Raw genomic sequence first — 21,491 nt, forward strand, 5'->3', positions numbered from 1 at the left:
TGTATCCGGTGCTGATCGGTGGCCGGTTCCCTCCCGGGTTGCAACAATGCAATGCCACATTGTCAGGTTATGGAGAAGTGAGGCGGCGAATGGGGGAGCCGTGATGTACGACCTGCCGATGACCAACCTGTCGGCCGCGCTGGCGCAGATCGACAACGCCAACACCCGCCTGGCGCACAACAACATCGCCGAACGGTTCACCTACGTCCTCGACCCCTACACCCACGAGGAGACCAACGCCCTCGGCATCACCACCGCACAGCAGCGGTTGCACCTGCCCCTGTCCGCCCCGCAGATCGGGTTCGGCGGCTGGGTGTTCGTCGCCCGCCTGGTCGAGGAGGAAGCCGGTTACGTGAGCTTCTGCGCACTGGGCCAGAACCTGGACGGCTGGAGTCGCCCGGACACCCCGCACTGCGACTACTGCGGCAAGTTCCGCCGCCGCGCCGCTCGATCGTTCCAGGGAATTTCGGATTGAATCCTTAGCGCTGGCTCCGGCTGCGAGACCCAGTAGCTGCGGCGACGGCATTGTCGCGACCGGAACACAGCAGTGACGGCTCCGCTACATGTCCCCGACCACCGGTGTGCATACGCCGCTCGGGCTGAGGGAACCCGAGTCTCTGTACCGTGACCGAGGCCATTGGTCGCTAACGATAGAACTGTCATGCGACCTCATACAGTTAGAGCGACAAACCTCCATCAACGACCAGTTCGGTGCCATTCATGAACGAGCATTCCGAGGATGCGAGAAACAGAACTGCCCGCGCGATCTCGTCGGCCGTGCCACGCCGCCGCAACGGAGTGGCATGGGTGACTGCATCGATTTGCTCGTCTGGCATGACGTCGATCATCGTGGTGCTGATGAATCCGGGCGCAACGGAGTTTACGCGCACCCCATACGGTCCCAGCTCGACCGCAGCGCATTTTGTCATGCCGCGTACCGCCCACTTAGTCGTGGAATAGCCGATCTGATTCGCGTAGCCGCGGTGACCGCCGATGGAGGACAGGTTGATGATCGAGCCCGAGCCCCTTTGCTTCATCTCTGCTGCCACTGTGCGCATTCCGAGGAAGACGCCGAGCTGGTTGACGCGGTAGTGGCGCTCGAAATTCTCTACGCTGGTTTCGCTGATGTCGTGACCCGGATCGAGCACGCCAGCGTTGTTGACCAGAACCGTGACGTCGCCCAAGTCATCCCGGACACGGGAGAGGAGTGTCTCCCAGGACTGTTCGGAGCTGACGTCGTGGGGCAAGTAGTGGCAGCCTAGGTCGGCGGCCAGGTCGCGGCCGTGCTTTTCCGAGCCGCCGGCGATCACGACAGTGGCGCGGGCACCTACAAGCGCTTTGACGATCGCAGCTCCGATGCCGCGGCTGCCCCCGGTGACGATGGCGGTCTCGCCGCCCAGGTTGGGCGCCGAGGCAGTTGTGTCTGTGGACGGACTGGAGTTCATGACATTCCTCCCCATAGGGGTGATCGAGTCGAGGAAGGGTGGCTAGCGCTGTTAGGAGTGCGACCGGTTGCCCTCGGGTGTCGAGATAGCTGGAGTTGGGTTGGCTATGAGTGCGGATGCGCCGTATCGGGGAGTGCCGCGGCGGTCGGTTGCGTAAGCACTCCAGCGGCCGAGCACGCGGCCTATAGCGAGCGCCGGACCGATGCTGCTGGCGACGACGAATCGGGCGGTGGTTTCTGTGTAATCGAGCTCCGGATCACCAAATTCTCGGCGACGGACTCGACGTGGCGGCGGCCCGCCCCCTTCCGCACCCGGTCATCATCCGGCGGCGACGCTCATCCCGCCGTCGGCCATGACGATCGATCCCACGAGATACGCTGCTTTTTCCGAGGCCAGAAATGCGATGACTTGCGCGATTTCGCGTGGTTGGGCGGCGCGGCCGATCGGCGTCCCGCTGCCGTGCTCGGCGAGGAAGCCCGATCCGTCTTCGTGTATCTCGTCGAGGATGTGGGTGATCACGTCGCCCGACCCGACGGCGTTGACGCGGATTCCGTGTTCGATGACCTCGAGGGACAGCGCTCGAGTCAGCTGGGCGAGTGCGCCTTTCGAGGCTGCGTATGCAGCGATTGTGGGAAAAGCTTGGAAGCACGCGTAGGAACCGACGTTGACAATCGCACCCGACTTCTGCGGCGTCATAGCCCGCACGGCTTCTCGGGAGTGCAGAAATGCGCCCGTGGCGTTGACCGCGAGAATGGAATTCCAGTCGTCGAGTGTCATATCGGCGACGGTTTTGTTGATGATGATCCCGGCGTTGTTGACCAGAATGTCGAGCCCGCCGAATCGCTGCTGCGCGAGCGCAACGGCACGGTGGGCACTGTCCTCGTTGGTGACATCGGCGACCAGCGGGGCGACGCTCGGGCTAGCTAGCGCCTCGACGGCAACGTTGCGGTCCTCAGCGACCACCCGGACCCCGCGCTCTACCAACAATTCTACGGTGGCTCGCCCAATACCGCTGGCTGCGCCAGTGACGATTGCGACTTTGCCGCTGATATCGTTTGTTTGGACGGGAGTAGTCATGTTGATGCCTTTCGTGTTTGGTATGACTAGCGAGGGTCAGGCACAGACAGCGGAGTTGTTTCGCTGCCGTGCGCCGGCGTCCAGCTCTTGATCGGCGTGAAGTAGTGCAGGTCGAAGACACGCTCGACCATGCCCCATTGACCGTCTTGTCGCTCGAATCGGTCGTGGTAGATACCGCCCACCTGTGTAGGGCCCGACTCGATGTTGGTGACAAAGCAATCGAGCGCGGTCGTGGCTGTGGCAGTGTCGCCGTCGATGTCGATCACAGCGTTCGACATCCAATGATGCATCCGCGGGCTCTGGGACCAGAGCTGGTGGGCCGCGCCTACGATCGCATCCACACCTGTGAAGTTGCCGAAGGGTTCGCCGAGCCTTAGCGTGGCGCCTTCGTGCCAGATGCTGCGCAGTATGTCGATGTCTTGCAGGTCAAAGGCATGGGCGTACTGCGCGATGAGGCGTTCGATGGCACGTTGGCTTTCAAGGCGGTCGATTCGGGCTTCAATGTCAGTAACCTGCGGCATCTATTCCTCCGTGTCCTTAGGGTCGATTTGCCGTAAACGATCGTGCCGTCGCCAAGACGTAGTTGCCGTCAATCTCGTCGAGCACGTAGTGGCGGGTGATCATTCGTCTCGCTTTAGCTGGCCGGGCGTCGTTTATGCGCAGCATCGGGACGATGTCATCCCTCGGGAGACTCGCTGAACACTTCGGCCTAGCCTTGTTATGACGAAACGGTGTCCTTTCTCATCGAGCCGCTGATGCTTCGTCCTCCGCATACCGGGATACTCTGCCCGGTCACGTAACCGGCGTTGGCGTCGGCGAGGAACGCAACCGTGCGTGCGACATCGATGGGCTGCCCCACTCGACCGACCGGGACGGATTGACGCACCCGCTCGACGATGTCGTCGGGCATCGAATTCGACATCGGTGTTTCGATGAACCCAGGCGCAATGCAGTTGACGGTGATGCCGTCGGTTGCAAGGCTCAGAGAGAGGCTTCTACTCACACCGGCGATCCCGCCCTTGGAGGCGGCGTAGTTGGTGGAGCCGAAGTTGCCCAGCCAGGCACGCGAGGTCAGTGAAATGATGCGACCGGTTCCCGAGCTGCGCAGGGCCGGCAACGCGGCGGCAGTAGTGGTGAGCATCCCAATCAGATTGACGTCGAGAACCTGCCGGAAGACCGCGGGATCCATCTTCTCGATGCGCGCGTCCTTGAGGATCCCCGCACAGTTCACCAGAACATCGAGCCCACCGAGCCGGGAGACGGTGGCATCGACCGCCGCTTGCACGGATTCCCGGTCGGCGAGGTCCGCGGCGGATGCGGACACAGCGACACCGGTGGTCTCGGTGATGTCCTTCGCCACTGCTTGCAGTGCGCTTTCGGAGATGTCTGAGAGGCCGATGCTGTATCCGAGTTCGGCCATGTGTTCGGCGATGCCTCGCCCGATACCACCGGCAGCACCGGTGATGAAGGCGACGCGAGGCCGTTCTGCAACTTTCTGGTCGTCGGAGCTCATGGGTGCAGCCTTCCGAGGTCGGTGCCGTTGGTGGCGTAGATTTCTTGACCGGTCACCGCAGCGGCATGCTCGGCCGTGAGCGCCGAAATCAGCTCGGTAACGGCTGGTTCCTTGGGCTCGGTGTCGTAGAAGACTGCGTTCGCGGCGCCGCCGTGCCGCTGCAGCTCGATGGCGACAGACCGGACGAAGCTGATCAGAGCCCCGGCTACCGCGCAGTCCAACGGCCTGAGCGGGTCTCCCAGTGCCGCCGTCGCCGGGGCGAGGACGACAACTCGGCCGCGATGGCGTGCTTCGGTGATGGCGGGCCAGTGATGCTGAACGGCGGAAAATGCAGCCATCAGCGGATGTGCCACCGCCTGCTCGAGGTCCGCGGTGTCGATCGTCTGTTCACTCGCTGTGCCGCGGTAGACGAGCACCACGACCGAGGAAGCGGGTACGTCGGCGGCATGGGTGGTGCCGGTGAGATCGATCGTGGTGATCGTCGAGGTGGTCATCGCGTCACCAGCAGTACCGTGACCGAGCCGCCGTCGGTGCCGCTGACGGTGCCTCCCTTGCAGTATGCAAGCCCGATATTCGCGTTGTCGACCTGCCGTTGACCGGCCCGGTCAGTGAGTTGCCAGGTGAGCTCGCAGATTTGCGCGACACCGGTGGCACCGACCGGGTGTCCACGACTGAGGAGGCCACCGCTTGCGTTGACGGGGAGTTTGCCTCCGATCGAGGTGTTACCGTTCTCGGTCCACCTACCACCCTCACCGACGGGGACGACACCGAGGCCTTCCAGGCGGACGATCTCGGCGATCGTGAAGCAGTCGTGCATTTCGACCAGGTCGATGTCTTCGGGACCGTATCCGGTGATGTCCCAGGCCTGTTCGCCCGCGCGGCGTGACACGTCCTCGTCGTTGAGGTTGGTGTCGGCGGTGACGATCTTGCCGCTGACGAGGGCGCAGCCGGCGATGCGCGGCGCTGATGATCGCCCGAGTTTGGCGAGTCCGGCTGCACTGCACAGCACCACCGCGGCGGCGCCGTCGCTGATGGGACTGCAATCGAGCAGTCCGAGGGGATCGGCGATGGTGCGGGCGTCGACGACTTCCTGCAAACTGATCGGCCGCTGGTATTGAGCGAATGGGTTATGCACCGAGTGTGCGTGATTCTTCACGGCCACCGCGGCAATCTGCTCGCGGGTGGCACCGTGGTCGGACATGTACCGCCGCGCGCTCATCCCATGATTGGCGGCCATGACCAAGCCGTTGATGGCGTCGAGGTCCGTGGGGTCGGGCATGACCCCACCGGAGACACGGTCGGTCATCTTCTCCGCACCGATGACCAACACGATGTCGTACAGGCCGGCCTTGATCGCGATCCAGGCTTCGCGGATCGCGGTGGCCCCGCTGGCGCAGTAATTTTCGTGGTTGGACACGGGAAGTCCGCCGAGGCCCATTTGCGCCGCGACGCGTTGACCGGCGACCGGACCGCCGAAGACATGCCCGACGTAGACGGATTCGATGTCCTTGGTGCTCACGCCCGCATCGGACATCGCTTCGCGTGCGGCGCAGACGGCAAGTTTCTCGAACGTGACGTCGACGGGGTACTTGCCGAATCGCACCATGCCGGCGCCGGCGATGTAGGTCTCGCTCATCGGTTCTCCTCGGTGCCCCGGAAGCGGTACCACCACAGTGGTTCTCCGGAGGAATCGGTCTTCAATGTGAACAACTCGACAGCTACTTCGTCGTCGATCTCGACGGCACCTGTCGCCGCGCCCAGCAGTCGGACACCGTCGTCGAGGTCGACGGTCACCAGGGTGTACGGCGTCTGCAACGGGGGCGGGGCTTGGTGAACGACGGTCCAACTGACGACTCGACCTCGGCCGGCCAGCAGGACGTTGTCGACGGCGTCAGCCCCGCAATGAGGGCACAGCGGCCGCTCCGGGAACGAGCGTCGGCTACACACCCGGCAGGCGATACCCTTGAGGCCCTGCGGCTCCAAATTGACGACGTCGCTTCTCAGTGGTGAACCTGTGGAAATCATGGGCTACATTCCGCCTCTCTGAACTAGCTGCGCTGTAATGACGTTCTTCTGGATTTCGTTGGTGCCCTCACCGACGACCACCAGGGGGCGTCGCGGAAGTCGCGCGAGAGTTCCTCGGTGACCTGGACATAGCACGGCGTCGAGACCGGGGCGCCCCCGAATTCTTCGGGAAGGGCCAGCCCGTAGATGCCGATTTCCTTCATCTGTTCGATGAGTTTTTCGGGGTACTCGTTCCGGTGTTCCATCTCGTTCACGACAGGCTTCACATCGCGGTCGATGAAGTCGCGGACAGTCTGGATGAGGAGTTGTTCTTCCTCGGGGATTTCGAAATTCACGTGAGAGTCCATCTGTGTCAGTGGTCGGCGAGCGGAGCAGCCGGGGTGGGCACCCCGGTGGTGTCGCGCCCGAGTTCGGTGAGCGCAAGTTCGCGTAGGCGGGCCTTGGGTACCTTGCCGCTGGCGACTCGAGGGAAGCCGGCGCTGGTTCCGTAGATCGCATGGTGCGGGGCTTTGTATTTGGCGGCCTTGCTGCGGACGTGGTCCTGGATCCGGGCGAGGGTGACGTCGTCGCGGTCGGCGTCGACGAAGACGACGATCGCCTCACCGCGGACGATGTCGGGGATGCCCACGGCATGCACTTCCCGGACGCCGGCGATCTCCCCGACCAGTAGCTCTACTTCGAGGGGGCTGACGTTGATGCCGCCGGGTTTCATCATCTCCGAGAGCCGGGAGTGGAAGTGCAGGTACCCGTGCTCGTCCATGTATCCGAGGTCGCCGGTGCGGAAGAAGCCGTCGGGTGTCATGACCTCGCGGTTGCGGTCGGGATCCTTGTAGTAGCCGCGCATGACGTGTCCGCGGATCAGGATCTGTCCGATTTCACCGGCCGGTACGGGGTCGTCGGTTTCCGGGTCGGCGATGCGGATGTCCCAGTCGGGGAGGGGTCGGCCGATGGTGCCCTCGGCCCGTTCGACGGGGTCGTGGGCATCGGTCAGCGCGCACAACCCGTAGGACTCGGTCAATCCGTAGATGCTGGTGCCCAGGGTCAGTCCGAGTTCGGTGCGGGCGAGTTGGCGGTCGGCTTTGCTCAGGCCGAGGACACCCTTGCGGAGGCTGAGTTGGCGGCGAGCGCGGTCGGGATGGTCGACGAGGCTTCGGGTCATGTTGCCCAGTCCGTAGTAGGCGGTGCAGCGTTCACGTTCGAGCAGTTCGAGGGCTCGGCCGGGTTCGTACACCTCCATGAGGACCACGCACGCGCCGTGGGTCCAGGTCGCGCCGAGGGCCTGGACGACACCGAGTCCGTAGAACAGCGGTGTCGCGAGAAAGGACCGGTCCTGTTCGTCGAGAGCCTGCCGTTCGCCGATGTTGAAGGTGTTGATGATGGCGTGGTGGTGTTCGAGAGCGACACACTTGGGTCGGGCCGTGCTGCCACTGGTGTAGATGAGGTACGCGAGGTCGTCCGGTTCGACTGCGGCTTCGGCGCCGGCCAGTGCGGCGTCGCTAATCTGTTCTCCGCGGCCGAGGAACTGGTGTAGCGGTACTGCAGCCGGGAGGCGGTGGTCTCCGAGCTCGACGACCTGCCGCAACGTCGGCAATGCCGTGTCGTGGAGTACGCCGTCGGGGCCGGGTTCCTTGGCGGCCGCCGCGACGGTGCCCGCGACGATGGGCACATAGTCCGTGCCGCGCAGCCGGTCGAAGAACAGCAGGGCCTTCACATCGCCGTGGTCGAGCGCGTACGAGAGCTCATCGGTCTTGTACCAGGTGTTGATCGGCACGACGGCGGCGCCTATCCGGGCTCCGGCCATCGCGGTGTACAGCCATTCGGGTCGGTTACCTGCCAAGATGGCGATCGAGTCACCGCGGCCGATCCCTATGGCTAGCAGTGCCTTCGACCATCGGCTGACCTCGTGATCGAGCTCGGCGAAGGTGATGTCGGTGCCTTTGAACGAGATCGCGGCGCGGGTGGGGAAGCGGTCGGCCATTTCGTGCAGCAATGCCCCCCAGGTGTGTGCGGTAGGAGCTGATGCGGTCATGGGAGTTCCTCGGTTTGTGCGGGCGACGAAGCGGGTGGGGCAGGTGCGGGCGGGGTGGGTGAGCCGGGGATTTCGACGGGGAAGGCGAGTACGCGCCCGCCCTTGGCGACGGTGACAATAAGACGGTCGAGCGCGTCGCCGGCGAAGCAGACGCTGGTGGGCATCGTTCCTTCACCGATCGCCAACTGCTCGCGCATCTGCCCGGCCGGGTCGAAGTAGGTGACGGTTCCTGATTTGCTGCCCGCCACCCACAGCCCGCCCTGCGCGTCGATGGTGATGCCGTCGGGGGTGGGGACGGTGATCTCCGGGAAGTCATGATCGACGGTTGCGGTCGATGCTGTGACCAGGTAGCGGCGTACCCGGTTTCGGGCGGTCTCGGCGACGTACAGGTGGTCCGGGTAGGGTCCGAACGCGATGCCGTTGGGGAAGAAGACGTCGTCGAGAACGACTGTTGCGTGATCGGCCGCGGGATCGTATCTCCAGACGCGACCTGGCAGGGCCGCGTCGCCGAAGCCGTGTCCGTTCGGGTCGGTGAACCAGAGGGCGCCGTCCGGCCCGAACGTGCAGTCCGACGGGGCGTCTACATTTCCGCTGGAGATGGTGCTCGGCGTGGTGGAAGCACGGTAGTCCCAGACTTGGATGGACGGAGAGACCGGCAGCTGTGATCGGGTAGGCATCACGTCGCCACCATTCTGGGTGATCCACAGTTGCCCGTCGTAGCCGAGTGTCATGCCGTTCGGTCCGCCACCGGTTTCGGCGGCCGCCACAGCCGGGCGACCGTCGAGGAAGACCTCGTGCAGCGCGCCGCGGCTGACACTCGTGACGAACAATCGGCCGTCGGTGGTCCACACCGGTCCCTCGGTAAAGCCGATGTTCTCTGCGAGGGTCAGGCCGTTGTCGACCGTTCTGGTAATGATCGAGGGTGCCGCCATCAGTGCTGTCCTGTTCTGGTCGTCGCCGCCGTCGCGCAGGTGGCCGAGGCCCACTGCGTCATCAATGTCTCTGCGGGCTTGCTCTCGCCGCCGTTGGCGGCGCCCGGTGTTCTGCTGTATCGCGGAGCGGGCGCCGGTTCGACGCGATCCTCCCGGAGGAGGGTGCTCCGGGACTGCATGTGCGGGTCGGTCACCGCCTCGTCGAGCGTGAGGACGGGGGATACGCACGCGTCGAGTTCGGCGAAGACCACCGTCCATTCTTCGCGGGTTTTCGTCCGGAAGATACTCGCGAACCGATCCTTCATGGCCGGCCACTGCGCCCGGTCTTGTTGTGCCGGCAGGTCGGCGTCGGCGAGCCCGAGACCGCGGAGCAGCCGCTGGTAGAACTGCGGCTCGATACTGCCCACGGCCATGAAAGCGTCGTCTGCGGTTCGGTAGACGTTGTAGAAGTGCGAACCGCTGTCGATGCTGTTCGTGCCGGGTTCGCTCGACCAGTTCCCGGTGGACTTCCGATTCCAGATACCGCTCATCAGCAAGCTGGTTCCGTCGATCATCGCAGCGTCGACGACCTGACCGACATTGCTCGTCACCCGCTCGTAGAGCGCGGCGAGTATTCCTGTGACCAGAAGCATCCCGCCGCCGCCGTAATCACCGACGAGGTTGAGCGGCGGAACGGGAACTTCCCCCTGGCGGGTGATGGACCGGAGGGCACCGGTCAGCGCGAGATAGTTGATATCGTGCCCAGCGGTATTCGCGAGCGGTCCCTCCTGCCCCCAGCCGGTCATTCTGGCGTAGATCAATGCAGGATTTCGTCCCAGGCAGATGTCAGGCCCCAGGCCAAGACGTTCCATCACACCCGGCCTGAATCCTTCGACGAGCACGTCGGCGTGCTCGATGGCATCAAGAGCACGGTCGCGTCCGTGTAGGTCCTTCAAATCGAGACTCAGTTCGCCGGCCCGGCCTCGACCGAGAATGCCGGCACCTTTCGTATTTTGGCCGGGCCGGTTGATGCGCAAAACTTCCGCGCCGGCGTCGGCGAGCATCATCGCGGCGAAGGGTGCCGACCCGAGCGCGGCGATCTCGACAACGCGCAGTCCACGGAGCGGGCCGCGAGAGGGGGCTGTGTGGGTCATGTGCCTTCCTTGTCGGCTGGGACGAAGATCAGGTGTGACGCTCCGTCGTCGGTGGTGGTGAATTCGGCGCGGACTCGCTGCCCGATCCGGAGCGAGGAGGACGTCGGCACCCTGGCGAGGTTCCCGTAGATCTTGGCGCCCTCGTCGAGTTCGATGACTGCGACGACGTACGGGCTCGGTAGGTGGAAACCGGTCAGGTAGGTCTTGTGGAAGGTTGCATACGTCCACAACTGTCCCTCGCCGCTCACCCGGTTCCACCGGGGGCTCTCCGTGCTTCCGCATCGAGTGCAGACCGCTTTCGGCGGGAACTGTTGGGTTCCGCAGGCCGCGCAGGTGCTGATCAACAGCTCGCGGCGGGCCAGCCCCTCGAGGTGGGCGGTCAACAGATAGCGGGGGTTCATGCCTGCGCTCCGTACACGACTGAGGTCACTACTGGAGCGGCGCACAGGTATTGGGCGATGGTCGCATCCTGTACCTGGCGGTCTCCGCAGGTTCTCCTCAGCTGGCGGACGGCCTCGACGTTCAGCGCCCACCCTTGCATGTAGCTTTCCGACAGATGACCGCCGGAGGTGTTGATCGGCAGCTCACCGCGCAGCCCGATTCGGCCGTCTTGGATCCATGCTCCGGACTCGCCCGGTGCACAGAATCCGAGGCCCTCCAGGGTGAAAAGCACATTGGGGCTGAAGTTGTCGTATGCCATCAGGACATCGACGTCGGCCCGGCTGCAATCGGCCATTGTGTACGCCTGCTTCCCCGCGGTGGCGATCGCCTCGCGCCAGAAGTCGTCCGGGGGGAAATCGGAGTTGCGTAGCTGCCCTTGTTGTCCGAACCCCAGGACATGCACGGGCGGTTGAGCGCAGTCTCGGGCTCTCTCAGCAGATGTGAGGATCATGGCCACCCCGCCGTCGTTGATCAGGCAGTAGTCGTAGATCTTCAGCGGATCGACGATGAATCGGGACTCGAGGTAGATCTCGCGTGAGATGGGATCTTTGAACACGGCGTGCGGATTCAGCGATGCGTGGTCTCGCAGGGTGACCGCGACCTGCGCCAGTTGTTCGGCGGTGGTGCCGTACTGCGAACAGTGCCGCTGGAACATCATCGCGTAGAAAGCTCCGGGCGAGGTCATCCCGTACGGCAAGGTCAGCGCCGGATTGGTGCCGTATCCCTCGGCGGCCGCGCTGGCGCTCGCGCCGCCGCCTCCATAGGTGTGCCCACCCGAGCGCCCATTGTTGCCGTACACCAGCGCGATGGTGGAGGCCATTCCGGTAGTGATGGCCAGTACCGCCATCTGGATGGCGATGCCGGTCATACGTCCCTCTGCCGGCAGCTGCGCCGTCCAGCGTGGCTCGACTCCCATCCGCGAGGCCACCGTCTCGTAACTGCTCACCCGGTTCACGATCAACCCGTCGAGGTCGCGCGCGGTCAATCCGGCGTCGGCGAGTGCGGCCTCGAGTGCGGTCAAGGCCAAATCGTCGGCGGAGGAACCCGGTAGATTGCCGAATTCGGTCGTGCCGACCCCGACCACCGCGGTGGCCGCGCGAAGTGCGGCGCGATCTGCGCGATGAACCTGCACTGAAACTCCATTTGATAATTGATACATACGGACAACTTGCAAATTACTGTGTCATTTCCGGCAGTGTTTCGCAAGAGGGGATGGGGTCGGTGGTGTTCCGAATACTTCTGTGCTGCTGGGGGATCGGCGCGCGACAGAGTGGGTTCTACCGGATGCGCGGGCATGCCAATGCGCCTCCCGGGCCCCTGAGTAGAGGAGCCCGGAAGGCCGCCGAAGTGCTGGCTGGCGCTCAGAGCGAGAAGTCGATGATTCCGCGGATGTTCTTTCCGTCCCGCAAGTCCTGATAGCCCTGGTTGATCTCGTCGAGCTTGTAGCGGGTGGTGATGAGCTCGTCGAGCTTGAGCTGACCTGCATCATAGAGTCGCAGCAGCCGGACGATGTCGTACTGCGGGTTCGACGACCCGAACAGAGTGCCCTTGATGGTCTTCTCCATGAACACCATTTCCTGGCCTGACACGTGGACAGTGAGGTTGGCGGCGTTGGACACGCCCGTGACCACCACTGTCGAGCCCTTTCCGATCACCTTGAATGCCGCTGTAATGGTTTCCTCGTCCATGGTGCCGATGAGCACGAGGGCCTGGTCGGCGCCCTGGCCCCAGGTGAGTTCGGTGACCTTTTCCTGTGCTTCCTCGGCGCTGGAGAAGACATGGGTCGCTCCGAATTTGAGCGCGGTGTCTCGCTTGAATTCGACCGGATCGACGCACACGACGTACTTCGCTCCGGCGTGCACCGCACCCTGGACCGCGTTGGTGCCCAGTCCGCCGATCCCGTAAATGACGGTGGTGTCTCCGGGGCGAACGTTGCCGGCGTTGACTGCGGTGCCCCATCCGGTCGGGACGCCGCACCCGACGAGCACCGCGCTGTCGAGTGGAAGCCAGTCGTCGACCTTCACGACCGAGTACTCAGACACAGTGGCGAATTCGGAGAAGGCCCCGAGCATGCAGAAGGCGCTGTAGTCGGTGCCGTCCTTGTGCAGCCGGAAAGTGCCGTCCGGCATGCTGCCTTCGAGAATTGTGGATCCGGCATCGCAGAGGTTCTGGCGTCCGGTCGAGCAGTACCGGCAGATGCCGCAACTCGGTGTGAAGCTGCAGACCACATGGTCACCGACCACGACCTTCTTCACTCCGGGGCCGATCTTCTCGACAATGCCCGCTGCTTCGTGTCCGCCCACCATCGGATAGCGCACGGCTAGATCGCCGTCCATCATGTGCAGATCCGAATGACACAGTCCGGCCGCAGACATCCGCAACATGACCTCCCCGGGGCCGGGATCGTCGATGTCCAGCTCCACGATCTCGAAGGGGGCGTGGGGTGCGGTCAGTACGGCAGCGCGTGTCTTCATTGTTCTTCCGATCGTTCGAGGGGGTTTCAGCTGTGCATGGTCCAGACGGACTTGGTTTCCAGATATCCGTCGAGGCTGTCAGGGCCCAGGTCACGGCCGTAGCCGGACTGGTGGAACCCACCGAAGGGAGCTGCTGGATCGGTCAATCCCCAGCCGTTGACGTAGACGGTCCCGGCCTGCAGTCGGCGTGTCATCGTCTGGACGGTGTTCACGTTCTTCGTCCAGATACCCGCGGCCAAGCCGTAGTCGCTGGCATTTGCTCGTTCGATGACCTCGTCGATGTGGTCGAAGGCAAGAACCACGAGGACCGGACCGAAGATCTCCTCGCGGACACATTCCATATCGTCGGTCACGTTGGCGATGATCGTCGGGGGGTAGAAGTGTCCGGTCAGATCGGCGGGAACCTGCGCGGGCTGATAGACCGTGGCGCCCTCGTCCTTTGCACGTTGGACGTATCCCTGGACGCGCTCGAGTTGCGCACCGTTGGCGAGTGGCCCGAAGTCGACGCCCTCGTCGAGTCCGTGTCCAATCCTCAACTGCCCTGCGATCGAGGTGAGCTGTTCGATTACCTCGTCGTGAATGTCCTTATGAACGAACAAACGGGATGGGGCACTGCAGGTCTGGCCGGAGTGCCAGAAGATGCCACCCGCAGAACCGGTCACCGCCTCCTCTACATCGGCGTCGGGGAGGATGATGTTGGCGGACTTGCCGCCCAGTTCCAGGGTCACCCGTTTGACGTCCTCTGCGGCTTGACGGGCGATGTGCTTGCCGACCTTCGTCGAACCGGTGAATGTGAGCTTATTGACCCCCGGATGGGTGACCAGTGCTTGACCAGCGGTGCCGCCTGTGCCGGGCACGACGTTGAGCACGCCGGGAGGCAGTCCGGCCTCGATGGCCAGCTCCGCCAGCCACAGCGCCGACAGGGGTGTTTCCTCGGAAGGCTTGAGGACAATCGTGCACCCGGACGCCAAGGCGGGACCGATCTTCCAACCGCACAGCAGAAGTGGGAAGTTCCACGCGGTGATCGCGCCCACCACTCCGACCGGTTCGCGTTCGGTGCGTACGTGAATGTTGGGATGAGACACCGGGACGGTCGAACCGACGATCTTGGTGGGCCAGCCGGCGTAGTAGTGGAACGCCCGCGCGGCGAACTCGACATCGATGTTTCGTGCTGCGCCGAGAACCTTCCCCGCATCGAGGACCTCGAGCTGGGCGAAGTCGTCGGCGTGCTGGTAGATCAGATCGCCGATGCGATGAAGGATGCGTCCGCGGTCCAGTGGACTCATCTGCCGCCACGGGGCGGACTCAGTGAACGCGCGCCGGGCGGCATCGACCGCGGCGGCGACATCGTCCACTCCTCCGGAGGCCGTAACCGCGATCTGGCGGCCGGTTGCCGGGTCGAAGACGGGTATCTCCTCTCCGCTGAGCGCTGAGCGTCGTTCGCCGTCAATGAAAACGTGCGGAGCGGTCTTCAGACGCTCGACGACAGCGGAGGACAGAAGGTGATCAGTCGATGCGGTGATTGTCATCGTGCCTCTCAAATGGATATGTGATACATCAGGTGTGACTCACGTTACGTCATCGAAGTGCTTCAAGTCGAGTCCGCCCAACCGCCCAGCGCGTCCGACACGCGGCCCTTCCGCCGCCTCGGCGGCGCATAGACAGAAGAAGAGACTGTTCAGGGCCATTTACCTGATGCCACTGTTAGTGGGGGAAGCTGTCGGCTTATGACGTAACGCTGTGCCGACGGGACCGCTACACTAACCAGTGTTGATGATTGATCAAATAAGGGGAGTCGATATGACAGCGTTCGACGCCGGAATCGATGTGCCGAGCAGTGCTGCACGCAACGGTGGCCGACGTGAGGACGCTCGTCCTCAGGTCCTGCGGCGGAACATGAGTGGTCAGGTCGTCGACTACATCAAGACGATGATCTTCGACGGGTCTTTGATCCGGGGGCAGCGAGTGCCCCAGGACCAAATCGCCAAAGATCTCGGGGTCAGTCGCCTGCCGGTTCGGGAAGCGCTCATCGCCCTCGAAGCCGAGGGATTGATCGACTCCGAACCGCATCGTGGTTCCTTCGTCGTTCCCATCCTGCGCGAGGACATCGACGATCACTACCGGATCTACGGAATGGTGCAGGGGCTCGCATCGCGACGCGCCGCATCCCGGATCACCCAGCCAACGCTTGCACGGCTGCACGAGCTGCACGAACTCATGCAGAAGAGCGACGATCCTGACCGTCTGCACAACCTGAACTGGGAGTTCCACGCCCTCATCAACCAAACGGGTGGCAGCCGGCGCCTACTGTCGGTGCTGCGGCAGCTTGCCAAAAATCTGCCACGGGCCGTATACGAGGCACCCCCCGGCGCGAGCCCCGAAGCCAACCGGAGTCACCAGAAGATGCTGGACGCTTTGGAGCGGGGGGACGGGGCAGGGGCAGACGCTGCATCACGCGAACACGTTCAGTTCGAGGGGGAGTACGTGATCGCCAAGCTCAAGCGCGATGGGATCCTCGCCGACGACGACTAACGGCAGGCGAAAGACCAGTCAGTGGCCGGGATCACCGGACTTCCCCGTCGACGACGAGAAGAAATGGCCCTGGCGCTGGCCGGCGTCCGCCTTGTCAGTTAATCGGGTAGTCGAATCGCCGCTGTTTCAAGACGAGCGCAATGACTTCCGCCCGTGTCCGCATGCCCAGCTTCCGCAGGATGTGGCTCACATGAAAGCGCACAGTGCTCTCGGCAATGTAGAGCTGCTGTCCGATTTCTCGATTGGACGAGCCGTCGACCAGGCACTCGAGCACGTCGCGTTCTCGACCGCTCAATGATGCGCCGCGCGTTCCACCGCCCCCGTGATCGGTGTCGCACGGAACGGCGATGAGCTGGCCCAGGATGTCGAGAGCTGCGCCACGGGCCGCGCGGTCATCGAGCCCATCTGATCGCAGTGCCGTCACGGCACGGTGGACAGCAAGCCACCCGGAGGCGCCGAGAACTGCCTCGTTCCGCGAATGGCAGCGGTCACGATCAGGAAGGGTTGTCGCCACTTGCTCCTCTTTCACTACTCGACGCCCCTCGATTGTATCAAATCGGCCTCCTTGGTCGGTGTGGCGATGACACGTTCGGAAGACCTGTGTCTCAAAAACTGCAGGTAACGGCTGTTCAGCGAGAACGCTTCGTGGAATCCCGTGCCGAAACCGCACAAAAACTTGATAAGTGATGCAAAAACCCGCAAACTATGTGGCGCTCGCCACTGCGCGATCTCGCTCCTCCTTGAGCCCCCTCGACGCCACCAGGAGACCCCATGACAGAAATTGCCGTTGACGACGACGGTTTGCGCGAAAGACCCCCAACCACCACTCTTGCCGCGGATGATCGGCTGCGGCCCTATCACTGGGCTGTCATGGTGCTGGGGGTGCTCGGTTATGCGACCATCGCGGCCGACGCCGCAATTTTCCCCACCAGTTACCCACTCGTCCAACAAAGCCTGGGTTTCTCCGACAGTGCCGTCGGATACATCTATGCAGGCGGATTCTTCACCTGCGGTGTCATCGCCATGTTCCTCATCGGCCCATTGACGGACCGATTCGGCCGTAAACCTCTCTTCGTAGCGGCTATCGCGATTTGCTCGGCGTTCACGATTCTTACTGGATTTGCTTGGAACACCACGTCATTCGGAATTCTCCGGTCGATTGCAACCATCGGTTATGTCTCGTGGGGGCTGGCTACCGTCCTCATTGCGGAATCGGTACCCGCGAAGCATCGCGGATGGATGACCGGGACCGTTCCAGTGGGGTGGGCAATCGGATTCGGATCATCGGCCTTCTTCTCCGAACACATCGCCGCCAGCATGGGATGGCGGGCGGTGTTCTGGATCGTCGGCATACTCCCGTTGGCCTTCGGTATCGCCGTCTCCTTCGTCATCAAGGAAACACCGCACTTCCAGGATCTCCAGCATGCCCGTCGAACTGGGTCGAGCAGGTTCCACATCGACGTCGCCAAGACGGAGAAGAGTGTGCTCTCCCAGCTGTGGGCGGCCGATATGCGTCGCCGCACCATCGGGGTGACCCTGTTCTTCCTCTTCATCGTGCCCCAATACGCCATCATGTCCTACTTCGGACTGAGCTTCCTGCAGGGTAAGGACATTTCGTTCCTCGAGGCCAACCGGGCGATCACCTGGGCAAACTGGCTCGGGATCGTCACCATCCTCGCCGCCAGTTTCGTCACACGGGGCAAGGGTGCCCACTACACCCTCACCGCCGTCGGGGTGCTTGGATCCGTATGCGCACTCTTCATGGTGTACCTGGCGACACCGTCGACGATCGTGCCCTGGTTCATCGTGTACGTCTTGATCACCATCGGTCTCTGGGGCGGGTCCTCGAATTTTCTCCAGGAAGCCTTCCCCACGCGTATTCGTGGCACGGGCGGAGCATGGGGTTCGGGCATGCTGTGGACCAGCTACGGGACTCTCGCGCTCATTGTCGCCCCTCTGCTGACCGTCTACAGCTGGAATGTGTTGGTCATCGTCTTCGGTGCCGTTCTACCGCTGATCGCGCTGGTCGGCCTGTGGATGGTCCCACGGCCGAAGGCACTCAACTCCAACCTCGAGGACCTGGTGCACTGACATGCGCTGCCGCGCAAACGGAACCAACCGGAGCCTTGCACCCCCACTGTCGAATGCAACTACCCCGCCTCGCCCCACCTGCCTCCGGCCGAGCGACACGACGCACTGGCCAGAAGGGAGAACACAATGAAAGTTTTCGACGTCGCAGACCAGGGTCACGGCCCACCCGTGCTCTTCAGCCACGGCACGCTCCTGGACCGGACCATGTTCGCCGAGCAAACCGCTGCTCTGGCTGATCGCTATCGAACCGTCGCCTACACCAGCAGGGCCGGAACGTCGGAATACGGCACCGAATACGACCTCGACTCCCTGGTCACCGATTGTCTGGAAGTGGCCGCCCGAGCAGAAATCGACCGATTCGTACTGGTGGGAATGTCGGTGGGCGGTTTCATGGCGATCGAGCTGGCCCTGAAGTACCCGGAACGGCTGGCCGGGCTCATCCTGATGGACACGATGGCCGACGCCTATACCAGCGAGGAGAAGACGCAGTTCGCAGAGGTGTTCCGCCCCATGAAGAGCGAAGACCCCATCCCCGCGAGCTTTTCGCAGACCTTTGTTCCGATCATTTTCGGCCCGCAGGCCATCGCGAACCGTCCCGCCTTGATCGATTCGTGGGTGCACAAGTGGCGGACTAGACCATCACGGTCGGTATGGGGCGAATACAACTCGTGGATCAGCAAGAGTGAACGCCTCTCCCGCCTGTCCGAGATACAGATTCCGACCCTCATCGTGCACGGTGAGGACGACAACGGCATCGACATTTCCGCCGCCGAACGGATGCACGCCCGGATACCGGGATCGGCTTTCGCGCGAATCCCTGGTGCGGGTCACTTGGTGACCGAGGAGAACCCCGATGCCGTGACAACGGCGCTGACCACCTTCCTCGATGCGCTCCCGCGTTGGTAGACCCAGCGATGCAGTTTTGACCAACCATGAACTACCTGCCCGCCCCGTCGAGCGGCTTCGTCATCGACGCCGCGCCGAACTGATGATCGACGGCGAGCTATCCGCATGAGAGTTTCTCGACTCCAGCCACCGTGTACCACGCCGTGGCCCACCCCCGCACGTTTACTGCTTCTCTGGAGGAACCATCATGAGCGTGTCTGAAAAACGCTCCACCACAAAGATGTTGCGCGTGACCGCAGCAGGATTCGCCGGCACTGCCCTCGAGTACTACGACTTCTTCCTGTACGGCACCGCCGCAGCCCTCGTGTTCGGGCCCTTGTTCTTCCCGTCATACAGCCCGCTGGCGGGGACCCTCGCCTCCTTCGCGACTTTCGCGGTCGGATTCCTGGCCAGGCCGTTGGGCAGTGTTCTCTTCGGCGGAATGGGGGACAAGGTCGGTCGGCGCAAGACGCTCGTGTTTTCGTTGTTGATGATGGGCACCGCGACGGTTCTGATCGGCGTACTTCCGACATTCGAGCAAGTCGGTTGGTTCGCTCCGCTCCTTCTGGTCACCCTCCGATTCGTGCAAGGCATCGCGATGGGCGGAGAGTGGGGTGGAGCTGCTCTGATGCTCGTCGAGCATTCACCCCCGCACCGGCGCGGGCTCTACGGAAGCACCGTTCAGATGGGGGTACCCGGCGGACTCCTGCTGTCGACCATCGCCATCACCGTCAGTGACCACATTTCCGGCGACGCTTTCGACACCTGGGGATGGCGGATCCCGTTCCTGCTCAGCGCCGTCCTCTTCGCCATCTCGATGTTCATCCGCCTCGGCGTCGAGGAAACTCCGGACTTCACGGCACTGCAGACCGCGTCCGCCCAGCAAAGCACCCCGGTGCGTTCACTACTGCGCAATCAATGGCGGGAAGTCGCTCTGGCCGCGGGCGTCATCGCGCCTGGAGGCATCCTGTTCTATCTGGTGTCCACCTACGCCGTCTCCTACGGCACCACGATCTTGGACCTCAGCCGCACCACGATGCTCAATGCGCTGCTCGCCGCATCGATCGTCTATCTGATCAGCCTGCCGGTATCCGGTCATCTGAGTGACCGGTTCTCCCGCCGCATCGTCATTCTCACCGGGTGCTTCACCGCTCTGTTCGGAGGTTTCGTGCTGTTCGCGCTGATGGATACCGGGTCGGGCTGGGCCGCGTTCTTGGGCATCACCTTCATGCTGGCGGTGGTGCATTCGGCACTGCAAGCCCCGCAGCCGGCGTTCCTTGCGGAGCGATTCAGTGTCGATGTCCGGTTCAGCGGCGTCGCGTTGAGTCAGGCGCTGTCAGTCAGTGTCATCGGTGGCACCGCCCCGTTCATGGCGACGCTGTTCTACAGCTGGACACACTCCACCTGGCTGATCTGTACCTGGCTCGCACTCTGGAGCGTGGCTGGGGCCCTCTCGACGATCGCGCTCAGCAGGAGACCATGCGCGATCGACGATGCCGACCAGCGACCGGCCGATACCGACCGGGACCCCCGACTCGGTGCGTCACGACAACTGACCGGCACCCACGAGTAGTTCCGTAGATGCGCATAGCTCCGCGGACACCGCATCCGCGGAGCTATGCGCCGGGGGTGCCCGGCGCGCCACCGACGTAACGCCACTCGATCCGACCACGCAGTCCGCCGAGAATCTCGGCGGGCGTCGTCCCGAGCGCGTGAGCCCACCGCTGCGCACCCGCGGTGCTGCCCACAGTTCCCCCGAACAACACGGCGCGATCTCCTTCGACCACATCGGTGTCGGTCCCGAGGTAGACCAGTATCTGATCCATGCATACCCGCCCGACCTGAGGGCGCCACCTGCCGCCCAGCAGCACCGACATGCGGCCACCCAGCGCACGCGGAATCCCGTCCGCGTACCCCACAGGCAGCAGTGCGATCGAACAGTCCCTCTCTGCCACCCACCGGAATCCGTACGAGACCCCGTCGCCCGCCGCGATCTTCTTCACCAGCGCCACCTCCGCCGACAACGTCAGGGCCGGAACCAGTTCCGCTTCGAGGGCAGAACCGGTTGGCGCGACACCGTACAGACCGAGATCGGCGCGGACCAGGTCGAAGCGTAAGTCACTGCGACGCAGCGCCTGCGCGCCGGCGAGATGGGCGGATTCGAAGGTCACCCCGGCTGCGCGTGCGAACCGTAAGTACTCGAGAAAATGGGCGCGGTCTCGATCCACCACAGAGTCGGCATTCGTGTCGTCGCCGGTCGACGAGTAGATGCCGCGAACGTGCACCGTCCCCTCCGATTGAGCGGCGCGTAGCGACCGGATCAGATCTGCCCAGTGCGGGACCCGCTGGGGTGCACGTCCGCAGTCGACGGCCACCTGGACCGTCGCAGTTGTCCCGCACCGTGCCGCCGCCCTCACGGCCGCCACCTGATCGGCGGATTCAACCGTTACGGCGATGCCGGTTCGTATTCCCGCGTCGAGGCAGTCCTCCCCGTACCCACGTACCGGCGCGAACGCCAGGATCGGGGCGCCGATACCGGCCCGGCGAAGTGCGCACCCTTCATCGATCGTCCGAACCCCCAGTTCCCGCGCCCCAGCCGCCAAGGCGGTGACCGCGACCGGCACCGCACCGTGGCCGTACGCGTTGGCCTCGACTACCGCCATCAACGACGCCGTCCCGGCCCGAGCGGCCAGGGCCCTCGTGTTCCGGGAGGTGGCGTCCAGGTTCACACAGGCCTCGATCGCCGGTCGACGGCCCTCCAGAGATCCGGCGCCGGGAGCGACAGCGGTCTCCGTGTGGATGGCTGACACGGTTCTGGCCCTCGATTCAATGGCAAGCGCCCACCCATACAGGGGTGGGGAGGACGGAGTGCCTCGGACGAGGCTGCGAATTCTGCCTGACACCTTACTCGGCC

At 63.7% G+C, this 21,491-nt stretch carries 21 protein-coding genes and 1 pseudogene; 5 read left to right on the forward strand and 17 right to left on the reverse strand.

Annotated features, from left to right (window positions below; all coding sequences use genetic code 11):
* Positions 1-103 precede the first annotated feature (103 nt).
* The gene (locus tag CJ177_RS34400) at positions 104-475 is read left to right on the forward strand and encodes a hypothetical protein (protein WP_257014819.1); all 372 of its coding nucleotides are present in this window, start codon (positions 104-106) and stop codon (positions 473-475) included.
* A gap of 202 nt (positions 476-677) precedes the next feature.
* Here CJ177_RS34400 and CJ177_RS34405 read toward each other — a convergent pair whose 3' ends face one another.
* The 15 genes and pseudogenes from CJ177_RS34405 to CJ177_RS34475 all read right to left on the reverse strand — a co-directional run bounded on the left by CJ177_RS34405 (position 678) and on the right by CJ177_RS34475 (position 14,598).
* Positions 678-1,445 (reverse strand): SDR family NAD(P)-dependent oxidoreductase, encoded by a 768-nt coding sequence (locus CJ177_RS34405; RefSeq protein WP_157951383.1) that lies wholly within the window; start codon positions 1,443-1,445, stop codon positions 678-680.
* A gap of 318 nt (positions 1,446-1,763) precedes the next feature.
* The gene (locus CJ177_RS34410) at positions 1,764-2,522 is read right to left on the reverse strand and encodes an SDR family NAD(P)-dependent oxidoreductase (RefSeq protein WP_095869752.1); all 759 of its coding nucleotides are present in this window, start codon (positions 2,520-2,522) and stop codon (positions 1,764-1,766) included.
* A gap of 26 nt (positions 2,523-2,548) precedes the next feature.
* Positions 2,549-3,043, reverse strand: a complete 495-nt coding sequence (locus CJ177_RS34415; protein WP_095869753.1) for a nuclear transport factor 2 family protein — start codon at positions 3,041-3,043, stop codon at positions 2,549-2,551.
* A 197-nt stretch (positions 3,044-3,240) separates the two neighbouring features.
* Positions 3,241-4,035, reverse strand: a complete 795-nt coding sequence (locus CJ177_RS34420) for an SDR family NAD(P)-dependent oxidoreductase (protein WP_095869754.1) — start codon at positions 4,033-4,035, stop codon at positions 3,241-3,243.
* On the reverse strand, positions 4,032-4,529 hold the full coding sequence (locus CJ177_RS34425; protein WP_095869755.1) for a hypothetical protein: 498 nt from the start codon (positions 4,527-4,529) through the stop codon (positions 4,032-4,034). The genes CJ177_RS34420 and CJ177_RS34425 overlap by 4 nt, the downstream gene beginning before the upstream one ends.
* Positions 4,526-5,671: a thiolase family protein gene (locus CJ177_RS34430; RefSeq protein ID WP_095869756.1), complete on the reverse strand. Its 1,146-nt coding sequence runs from the start codon at positions 5,669-5,671 to the stop codon at positions 4,526-4,528. Before CJ177_RS34430 ends, CJ177_RS34425 begins: the two co-directional genes overlap by 4 nt.
* The gene (locus CJ177_RS34435) at positions 5,668-6,060 is read right to left on the reverse strand and encodes a Zn-ribbon domain-containing OB-fold protein (protein ID WP_240960784.1); all 393 of its coding nucleotides are present in this window, start codon (positions 6,058-6,060) and stop codon (positions 5,668-5,670) included. The genes CJ177_RS34430 and CJ177_RS34435 overlap by 4 nt, the downstream gene beginning before the upstream one ends.
* Positions 6,061-6,161: 101 nt before the next feature.
* Positions 6,162-6,407 (reverse strand): annotated as a pseudogene (locus tag CJ177_RS34440) (acyl-CoA dehydrogenase family protein); the annotation flags it as partial.
* A 5-nt stretch (positions 6,408-6,412) separates the two neighbouring features.
* On the reverse strand, positions 6,413-8,089 hold the full coding sequence (locus tag CJ177_RS34445) for an AMP-binding protein (protein WP_095869757.1): 1,677 nt from the start codon (positions 8,087-8,089) through the stop codon (positions 6,413-6,415).
* On the reverse strand, positions 8,086-9,021 hold the full coding sequence (locus CJ177_RS34450) for an SMP-30/gluconolactonase/LRE family protein (RefSeq protein WP_143548755.1): 936 nt from the start codon (positions 9,019-9,021) through the stop codon (positions 8,086-8,088). Before CJ177_RS34450 ends, CJ177_RS34445 begins: the two co-directional genes overlap by 4 nt.
* Complete coding sequence (locus tag CJ177_RS34455; protein WP_095869759.1) at positions 9,021-10,154, reverse strand: CaiB/BaiF CoA-transferase family protein; 1,134 nt, start codon at positions 10,152-10,154, stop codon at positions 9,021-9,023. The genes CJ177_RS34450 and CJ177_RS34455 overlap by 1 nt, the downstream gene beginning before the upstream one ends.
* Positions 10,151-10,555 carry a Zn-ribbon domain-containing OB-fold protein gene (locus tag CJ177_RS34460; RefSeq protein ID WP_095869760.1) on the reverse strand — a complete coding sequence of 135 codons (405 nt, stop codon included), beginning with the start codon at positions 10,553-10,555 and terminating at the stop codon, positions 10,151-10,153. The genes CJ177_RS34455 and CJ177_RS34460 overlap by 4 nt, the downstream gene beginning before the upstream one ends.
* A complete protein-coding gene (locus tag CJ177_RS34465; RefSeq protein ID WP_257014820.1) occupies positions 10,552-11,727 on the reverse strand; it encodes a thiolase family protein in 1,176 nt (391 codons plus the stop codon). Before CJ177_RS34465 ends, CJ177_RS34460 begins: the two co-directional genes overlap by 4 nt.
* Before the next feature lie 229 nt (positions 11,728-11,956).
* Complete coding sequence (locus CJ177_RS34470) at positions 11,957-13,069, reverse strand: NDMA-dependent alcohol dehydrogenase (protein WP_095869761.1); 1,113 nt, start codon at positions 13,067-13,069, stop codon at positions 11,957-11,959.
* A gap of 26 nt (positions 13,070-13,095) precedes the next feature.
* The gene (locus tag CJ177_RS34475; RefSeq protein ID WP_095869762.1) at positions 13,096-14,598 is read right to left on the reverse strand and encodes an aldehyde dehydrogenase; all 1,503 of its coding nucleotides are present in this window, start codon (positions 14,596-14,598) and stop codon (positions 13,096-13,098) included.
* Between the two features lie 367 nt (positions 14,599-14,965).
* Here CJ177_RS34475 and CJ177_RS34480 point away from each other — a divergent pair, with 367 nt between their 5' ends.
* On the forward strand, positions 14,966-15,601 hold the full coding sequence (locus CJ177_RS34480; protein WP_257014821.1) for a GntR family transcriptional regulator: 636 nt from the start codon (positions 14,966-14,968) through the stop codon (positions 15,599-15,601).
* 94 nt (positions 15,602-15,695) lie between these two features.
* Here the strand turns inward: CJ177_RS34480 and CJ177_RS48680 are convergent, their stop codons facing one another.
* Positions 15,696-16,025: a helix-turn-helix transcriptional regulator gene (locus CJ177_RS48680; RefSeq protein WP_257014822.1), complete on the reverse strand. Its 330-nt coding sequence runs from the start codon at positions 16,023-16,025 to the stop codon at positions 15,696-15,698.
* A gap of 347 nt (positions 16,026-16,372) precedes the next feature.
* On the opposite strand from CJ177_RS48680, the gene CJ177_RS34490 reads away from it, so the two are divergent.
* The 3 genes from CJ177_RS34490 to CJ177_RS34500 all read left to right on the forward strand — a co-directional run bounded on the left by CJ177_RS34490 (position 16,373) and on the right by CJ177_RS34500 (position 20,150).
* Positions 16,373-17,692, forward strand: a complete 1,320-nt coding sequence (locus CJ177_RS34490; RefSeq protein WP_095869765.1) for an MFS transporter — start codon at positions 16,373-16,375, stop codon at positions 17,690-17,692.
* 126 nt (positions 17,693-17,818) lie between these two features.
* Positions 17,819-18,598, forward strand: a complete 780-nt coding sequence (locus CJ177_RS34495) for an alpha/beta fold hydrolase (protein WP_054715088.1) — start codon at positions 17,819-17,821, stop codon at positions 18,596-18,598.
* Positions 18,599-18,785: 187 nt separating this feature from the next.
* Complete coding sequence (locus tag CJ177_RS34500; protein ID WP_095869766.1) at positions 18,786-20,150, forward strand: MFS transporter; 1,365 nt, start codon at positions 18,786-18,788, stop codon at positions 20,148-20,150.
* A 43-nt stretch (positions 20,151-20,193) separates the two neighbouring features.
* Here the strand turns inward: CJ177_RS34500 and alr are convergent, their stop codons facing one another.
* On the reverse strand, positions 20,194-21,387 hold the full coding sequence (gene alr, locus CJ177_RS34505; protein ID WP_179443359.1) for an alanine racemase: 1,194 nt from the start codon (positions 21,385-21,387) through the stop codon (positions 20,194-20,196).
* Positions 21,388-21,491 lie beyond the last annotated feature (104 nt).

Source organism: Rhodococcus sp. ACPA1 (genome assembly GCF_002300195.1).
GTDB lineage: Bacteria > Actinomycetota > Actinomycetes > Mycobacteriales > Mycobacteriaceae > Rhodococcus_F > Rhodococcus_F opacus.